Genomic DNA, 7,860 nt, shown 5'->3' with positions numbered 1-7,860 from the left:
AATGGTTATCTTGCCATGATTTTATCACTTTTGATGCACTCAAAGAGAGTGTAAAAAACATCATGGATAATTATCCGTCAAAATATACGATAACTTTTAGTTAAGCACTTATTAACGGGTCTTTTTGGATCGACATCAGTTGTTGCTGAGACTGACAGAGAAGGTTTTTATGTGGGTGCTGATATTGCTCATGTGACAGTGACGAATGAAGAATATGATATTTTTAATAAAGCAGATGAATCAAATACCAGTTTAGGTTTATATACTGGGTATAATTTTTCTGATTGGTTTGGAATTGAGGCTAATTATTATCAAATAGATTTCAGTGATATGAGTTATGGTGAGGATAATGGTTTTTTTGCTTATGATGTAAATATCAAGCAAGATGCAAGTGTTTTTTCTTTAGCGCCTATATTCAGTTATGCATTTGACGATACGTATTCTATTTACACTAAAGTCGGCATTAACTATATGTTCAGTCGCCAAGATATTTCTGGTGAAATGAGATTTTCTAATAGTTCAGCTTCATCTTTTGACACTAAATTTGACTATTCTGGCATTGGTTATGTTATTGGTGCAGGGCTAAGAATGGCTGTCACTGAGAGCTTAAATATCAGGTTTGCCTATGAATTTGTCTCTACATCTCTTGAGTATGATGATGATAACTATGATGATTATAGTTACGATGACATCGATGTGAATGTTTCTCGATTCAGCTTAGGTATGCATTACCAGTTCTAGATTATTATTGAATTGATAGCATTAAATCAAAGGGATCATGATGATCCCTTTGTGTTTTTATTGCTAATAAGATTTATTTTATTCGATGGTTAATTCTTTTAATTTCCGCGTAAGCGTATTGCGACCCCAGCCTAAGCGTTTTGCGGCTTCTTGTTTATGCCCATGAGTATGTTTCAAAGCCGTCGTCAGTAAAATACGCTCAAAGGTGGGCTGTATTTGTGTTAATAAATCATTATCCCCTCGACTGAGACGTTCATTAATTAACTGTGTTAGCGCTTGCTCCCAGTCATTCACCTTATTGTCGGCTAGATCTGTGGTGGTTGCTTCTAATAATTCTGGTGGCAGATCTTGAGGTAAAATCTCTTGGCCTGAAGCCATGACGGTTAACCATCGACAGGTATTTTCCAGTTGACGCACATTACCTGGCCAAGGTAGTTGAGTTAATTTAATGGCCGCTTCTTCGGTTAAAATTTTACTATCGACGCCTATTTCTCTTGCTGCAGTATTGAGAAAATGATGAGCCAATTGAGGAATATCTGCTCGACGATCAGAAAGGGTGGGTAGGTGGATACGAATGACATTTAAGCGATGGAAGAGATCTTCTCTAAACTCTCCGATAGCGACTCTTTGTTCTAAATTTTGATGGGTCGCGGCGATAATGCGTACATCAACCTTAACGGGTGCATGGCCACCGACGCGATAAAACTGCCCATCGGCTAATACTCTTAATAAACGTGTTTGTACGTCAATGGGCATATCGCCAATTTCATCGAGAAATAAGGTACCGCCGTTGGCTTGTTCAAATCGACCTTGTCTGATCCCAGAGGCGCCGGTAAAAGCCCCCTTTTCATGGCCGAAGAGCTCTGATTCAATTAAATCTTTGGGAATGGCGGCCATATTGATTGCAATGAAAGGTTGCTGCTTTCTGGGGCTGTGCTTATGTAATGCACTGGCAATGAGCTCTTTTCCTGTACCTGATTGGCCATTGATGAGGACACTAATGGAGGAGCGAGATAATCGTCCAATGGCGCGATAGACCTCCTGCATAGCAGGTGCTTCACCAATGATCTCAGGGGTGTTGATGATGGACTCTTGTTGTTTCTTCTCTGGTTCATTTTCATGTGAGAGTGTGATCGCCCGTTCAATTAAGGTCGTTGCTTCATCGATATCGAAAGGCTTGGGGAGGTATTCAAATGCACCTGCTTGATAAGCGCTGACAGCACTGTCTAAGTCTGAATGTGCTGTCATGATAATGACGGGGATATGAGGATAGTGGGTTTGTAACCTTTCGAGTAAGGTTAAGCCATCGGTACCAGGCATGCGAATGTCAGATATGATGACTTGTGGTTGACTCATTTCAAGTGCTTGCCATAAAGATTCAGCCGCAGCAAAACTAGCACAAGTAAGCGGTACGCTTTGTATTGCACGTTCAAGTACCCAGCGTATAGAGGTATCATCGTCTAAGATCCATACTTGTTCTGTCATATCATTGCCTTAATCTTACTTTGATAAATGCTTCACTATTTTATTTGTTGATTTAGTATGCTAATTTTTACTTTGATGGGTGACGGGCAGTAAGAGAGTAAATTGGGTCCCCGCAGTGGTAGAATGACAATCGATTCTTCCGCCATGAAGGCGAGCCACGTTATGAGCAATGGATAATCCTAAGCCCGATCCTTGTGCTTTATCGGTCACCATAGGATAAAAAAGAGTGTCGATTAAATCAGGATTGATACCGGGTCCAGTATCAGTAATACTCAGTGCCAGTACGAGCTTATGTCTCTGGGTACCTATGGTTATTTGATGTTGGGTACGGGTTTGTATTTCAATGTTTCCCCCTTTATTTTCAAGTGCTTGAATCGCATTTTGAACAATGTTGAGTAATGCTTGTTGCAACTGTTCTGGATCCATTTTCAGATTAGGAATAGAGGGATCATAGTCTTGTTTTATTTGAATGTTTTCAGGCAGTGTAATCGTGATTAACGAGAGTACTTTTTGAATGATTTCGTGGATATTAAACATGCCATGTGCAGTTGGACGTTGAGGTCCTAATAGGCGATCGACGAGATTACGTAATCTGTCTGATTGTTCTATGATGAGATCGGTAAAATCATTGTGATCCGTATTCAATAGTTCTCTAGATAATAATTGTGCTGCACCTCTTATTCCTGCTAAGGGGTTTTTGATTTCATGCGCAAGGTTACGGACTAAAAATTGGGCCGCTTGTTGTTGTGCATCTTGAGATAGTTGCTGGTGGATCCGCTGCTGTTGATCGACAAGTCTTAATTCTAATAAGGCGCAACCTTGCTCTTCTTCAATGGGGCTTAAACTGATATCGAGAGTGTGTTGCTTACCATCCAGTGTCGTCAATGAAACAGTATTGACTGTCAGCCCTTGATTCTTTTGAATCGCATTACGCCACAATTGAGGATCCATACCAAGAGAGAGATAATGCTCGGTTAACGCGTGTTCAAATAGTCGATTATTGCTGATTTTAAACAATTGCTCTGCCGCCGTATTGGCGTAAAGAAGCTTAAGATCATGATTAATGACCAATACGGCGGTGACAAGGTGATTAAGTAATCTATGGCTATCCATTTAAAGCGCCTAATTCATAAATCAAAAAATATAATATTGCATTCATATTCAATGAGTATATACCGTTGCTCATTGAAAGTGCTGTTTTCCTAGCGTGTAAAAGGGCGCAATTCAAGACGCATTATTGAAAGAATGTAGGCACCTTTTTATGTGATGAAACACAAAAATGGGTTCTTTTACACGCTCCTAATAGGCTGACTTTTACAAATACAGAGGGTCCTTTATTGCTCTTATTTAGTGCGCCCGTTTAATTACTGTTGACATTGCACCATTATAGTGCGAACTGCAAATCATTCCTTTTATGACCTGCAATATTAAGTTTTAATTGGTAATAAATTGAATATATTTACTTAATATGGTTTTCCACCTTGCTTAGGAAGGTTTGTTTTTAATACTTCGGTGTAAAAAAATCGTTCTTGGTAAGCTTGATGCAATTATTTTGCCGTTTTTATCGAGAAGTTTAATGATGATGCTATGCTGACCCCTGTTAATATTCTTGAGGGTAAATATTGAAGATGTTTGTGGTTTACCGAGTGCTTGATTGTCTAAATATAATTGTAATTTCGATTGGGCAGGGGCTTTGGGGTTGAGCTGAGTGCTAACGGTAAAGTAACCACTATTATTGCGTATTGTTTCTTCTTCCACAGGATTGGTGATGGTTAATTGATACTTGATTGATTTGGGCTTTTGTGGGCTGTTATTTGGGATGCTGGGAGGGGGAGGCATGCTGACATGATTTTTGGTATTGTCTTCAAATTCTACCGCGATGGCATCATTAATAGGCTTGTCCGTGTAGTGTATTTGGCCCTCTTCATCGATCCATTTATAGACAGTTGCATAGGAAAATGAGTTAACCAGTATCATGGTGATGATGATGAATAATCGCATGGGATTATTTCCAAAATAAAGTTAAGTATGGAGTAGATTAGCTTGTTTATTTATAAAAAGCATGACGCTACTAAATTAAATTATTCACCAATAATTTAATTTAGTAGCTAAATATGGAGAATCATTCAAACTTTTTTAAGAAGATTACTTGAATGATCTTGTACTGAAGTTGATGCTTTTAATACAATTAAGTTTTTTGATATTTCTGGATTCTCTTGAGTATATTCCATGAAGTGGGCTCTTTTAACCTCTGTAAAGTACATGATTAGTAAAGATACACAAGTGATCCCGTACATTAACATAAAAGCAGATGAGCGAATTTGAGTTAAATCCAGTAAGATACCAAACATAATGGGCAGTACAAAGCCGCCTAGCCCTCCTGCTAATCCGACAATACCCGATACAGCCCCCATATCATTAGGGTATGATTCTGAAATATATTTATAAACAGAGGCTTTCCCAAACGCCATTGCGACCCCCATAATAAAGAGTAATGTCGTGAATATTGCAGGGGTTAAGTAAATATGGAATGTTTCAGGGCCCTCTACTGTTGTGACGATGAATTCAGTTTGAGGGTAAGACATAATAAATAGACAAACCCAGCACACCCACATCACCCACCAAGTGATGCTATGTGGGCCGTATTTATCAGAGAGCCAACCTCCAAGGGCTCTCAGAATGCCACCCGGTAAGGAAAATGCGGCTGCGAATATGGCGGCAGTTTTTAAATCAAACCCATATTCGCCGATATAATACTTAGTCATCCATAGCGCCAGTGCAACATAGCCACCGAATACAAATGAGTAGTATTGGCAGTATCGCCAAATGCGAGGATCTTTCAAAATGTGTAATTGTTGCTTCAATGAAATATTTGAGTTGATGTGATGAGCTGGGTTATCGAAGCTGAACATCCAAAAAATGATGGCCATGATGAGCATTATTCCAGCGTAGATCTGTGGCACCATTTGCCAGCCAAGAGTGACGACAATTGCGGGAGCGATTAACTTGGTTAATGCAGCGCCAGCATTACCAGCACCAAAAACGCCCATAGCGAGTCCTTGATGGCGTTTATCAAACCATTTTGCCACATAAGCGACACCGACAGAGAATGAACCTCCAGCCATACCAACAAAAAGTCCGAGGACGAGAAATTGCCAATACTCTGTAGCATAGGAAATGAAAAATATGGGAATAACGGTGCTTAACATCAAAGTAAATAATACGATTCGACCTCCAAAGCGATCACCAAAAATGCCTAGGGGTAAACGTGTCAATGATCCCGTTAATACGGGTGTCGCAGCGAGTAATCCAAATTGGGTTTCGTTTAAGGAGAGCATGTCTTTGATGGGGATCCCGATGACAGCAAACATTAACCAGATCATAAAGCAGACGGTAAATGCGACGGTGCTTGATGTCAGAACCATTCCTTTTTTTACATTATCTGAGATCATCATTCATTCCTTCAAGTGTCATATCATGAGTAGCACTTGTTCATTTTTGAGCTTATTTTATGTAAAACCTAGTTGTTTTTATATGCCTAATGGTGGGTAGTTAATTGATTCAATTGGGTTAGGTTTTAGGTTTATTATTGATGTGTTCTGTACTCATCGAGGCTGTGTATTGAGATTAATTTGAGCAGTAATAAGGGCGGTTAGAGGGGTAAATTATTAGGATCAGTGATTGGGCGAGAGGGAAGTCATTCAATACCCAAAATAATGGGTGTGTTAACGACCTTGGATGGCGATTTTGTCTACATTGTGATTTTGTCAGCTGCGCAATAATGTCATCGGCAACCGCAACAGATGAACCGGGGTTTTGACCAGTAATTAAGTGTCCATCAATGACGAGGTAACTGCTTCAATCTTCACTCTTACTGTAATCTGCACTATGTGCAATAAAGTATATCTTCAACTAAAAATGGCACTACATCGGTGTGTTGTACTGCATCTTTTTCAGAATGAGTGAAATCTGTGACTTTTTTGCCCTGAACTAAGGGGCCCCGTCTTTGGCTTTGACATGCCTAGAGCATGACAAACTAGCCCAACCGGTTTACCCGCTTGGTAGGCTTATTCAATGAGGTCAATGGAGTTGAGATTCCATAATGGCCCGTGACCACCAGGGTAAAATACGGCATCGTAGTCGTAGTCATTATATGGGCTAACTGATGAGTATTTGCCAGTAATGCATTGGCCTCATTATTTTGGCTAAAGCGATCGGTGTCGGCCGTTTGACTGTCTGGCTTATCACTTTTTGGCGTTGCCCTTCCGTCGGCGAAGCTAAGGTCATATTGAACTGATGGTCTTTAAATCGATAATAAGGGCTTGTCAGTTCTTTTAATCAAAAGCCTGTTTGTCTTCCGGTGTTACCGAGGTTTTTCGTGTGAAGTCAGAATAATGATAATATTCATAAAGCGTTCCAATACCAAGTACCTTTTGGGTACTCGGGTATTGAGATGGCTTAGTTATAAGCTTCGTTCTAAAATATGTCGGCTTCTTTCAATATCAATGTCTTGGTGTTCGCCTAGTGCTGTCATGCCGTGGAATTCTAGTTTAGTCAGGATTTCTTCTACGTGAGTATAGTTAAGATCGTAATCATTCAGACGTGTTTTAATCCCCATTTCTTCAAAAAAAGCACGTGTTCTAGCAATCACTTCATCTATACGTTGTTCTTCACTACCCTGAGTGATATTCCAAATGCGTTCGCCATATTGTAATAACTTTTCTTTTTTAGATTCTCTCTGACAATCAAGTAAGCTCGGTAACACTATAGCGAGGGTCCTAGCGTGATCTATATCATATAAGGCTGTTAGTTCATGGCCTATCATATGAGTCGCCCAATCATGAGGCACACCTCGTCCAATAAGCCCATTGAGTGCCATTGTCGCAACCCACATTAGATTGGCGCGAATGTCATAATCAGTAGGATTGTTCAATGCTTGTGGACCTAACTCGACTAAGGTTTGTAATAATCCTTCTGAAAATCTATCTTGTACAGGGGCGTTGACCGGATAGGTAAGGTATTGTTCGATAATATGAACGAAAGCATCGACAACCCCATTGGCAACTTGTCTTGTTGGCAATGTAAAGGTTTTAGTGGGGTCTAAAATTGAGAATTTAGGAAAAACATGATCGCTCATAAAAGAGCGTTTAGACTGGATATCTTTGCGAGTAATGACACTACCACTATTCATTTCTGAACCCGTAGCGGGTAAAGTCAATACACTACCAAAAGGCAGGGCTTGGATGACGTTATTTCCCCAATTTAATAAAATGTCCCAAGGCTCTCCTTCAAATAAAGCCGCTGCAGCGACAAATTTTGTGCCATCAATCACCGATCCCCCACCGACAGCGAGGAGGAAATCGATTTTTTCTTCTTTAATAACGGCGACGGCTTGCATTAGTGTTTCATAGGTTGGGTTTGCTTCAATACCACCAAATTCGATAATATCTCTTTCGCCAAGCGCCATAATGACTTCATCTAAGGTACCCGTTTTTTTAGCGCTATTACCACCAAATAACACTAATACACGAGCGTTTTCAGGGACCAGTTTATTTAATCCTGCAATTTTATTTTTACCGAAGCTGATATGGGTCGGGTTACAATAATCGAAATCTAACATGCTACATCCTATTG

General features: G+C 39.9%; 5 protein-coding genes and 2 pseudogenes. 1 reads left to right on the top strand and 6 read right to left on the bottom strand.

Annotation, left to right across the window (positions count from 1 at the left end):
* Positions 1-123 precede the first annotated feature (123 nt).
* Positions 124-741, top strand: a pseudogene (locus L2764_RS12035) (outer membrane protein); the annotation flags it as partial.
* Positions 742-819: 78 nt separating this feature from the next.
* On the opposite strand, the gene glnG reads toward L2764_RS12035, so the two are convergent.
* From glnG to L2764_RS12005, 6 genes and pseudogenes are all read right to left on the bottom strand, one after another.
* A complete protein-coding gene (glnG, locus tag L2764_RS12030) occupies positions 820-2,226 on the bottom strand; it encodes a nitrogen regulation protein NR(I) (protein ID WP_248940489.1) in 1,407 nt (468 codons plus the stop codon).
* Between the two features lie 60 nt (positions 2,227-2,286).
* Positions 2,287-3,339 (bottom strand): nitrogen regulation protein NR(II), encoded by a 1,053-nt coding sequence (glnL, locus tag L2764_RS12025; protein ID WP_248940487.1) that lies wholly within the window; start codon positions 3,337-3,339, stop codon positions 2,287-2,289.
* 372 nt (positions 3,340-3,711) lie between these two features.
* Positions 3,712-4,227: a DUF4124 domain-containing protein gene (locus tag L2764_RS12020; protein ID WP_248940485.1), complete on the bottom strand. Its 516-nt coding sequence runs from the start codon at positions 4,225-4,227 to the stop codon at positions 3,712-3,714.
* A 125-nt stretch (positions 4,228-4,352) separates the two neighbouring features.
* Positions 4,353-5,681: an MFS transporter gene (locus L2764_RS12015; protein ID WP_248940483.1), complete on the bottom strand. Its 1,329-nt coding sequence runs from the start codon at positions 5,679-5,681 to the stop codon at positions 4,353-4,355.
* A gap of 310 nt (positions 5,682-5,991) precedes the next feature.
* Positions 5,992-6,634 (bottom strand): annotated as a pseudogene (locus L2764_RS12010) (type 1 glutamine amidotransferase domain-containing protein); the annotation flags it as partial.
* Between the two features lie 54 nt (positions 6,635-6,688).
* Positions 6,689-7,846 carry an iron-containing alcohol dehydrogenase gene (locus L2764_RS12005; protein ID WP_248940481.1) on the bottom strand — a complete coding sequence of 386 codons (1,158 nt, stop codon included), beginning with the start codon at positions 7,844-7,846 and terminating at the stop codon, positions 6,689-6,691.
* Positions 7,847-7,860 lie beyond the last annotated feature (14 nt).

Source organism: Shewanella surugensis, from assembly GCF_023284005.1.
GTDB lineage: Bacteria > Pseudomonadota > Gammaproteobacteria > Enterobacterales > Shewanellaceae > Shewanella > Shewanella surugensis.
The sequence above is the reverse complement of the archived record's forward strand: the minus strand, read 5'-3'. Positions and strand labels throughout refer to the sequence as shown.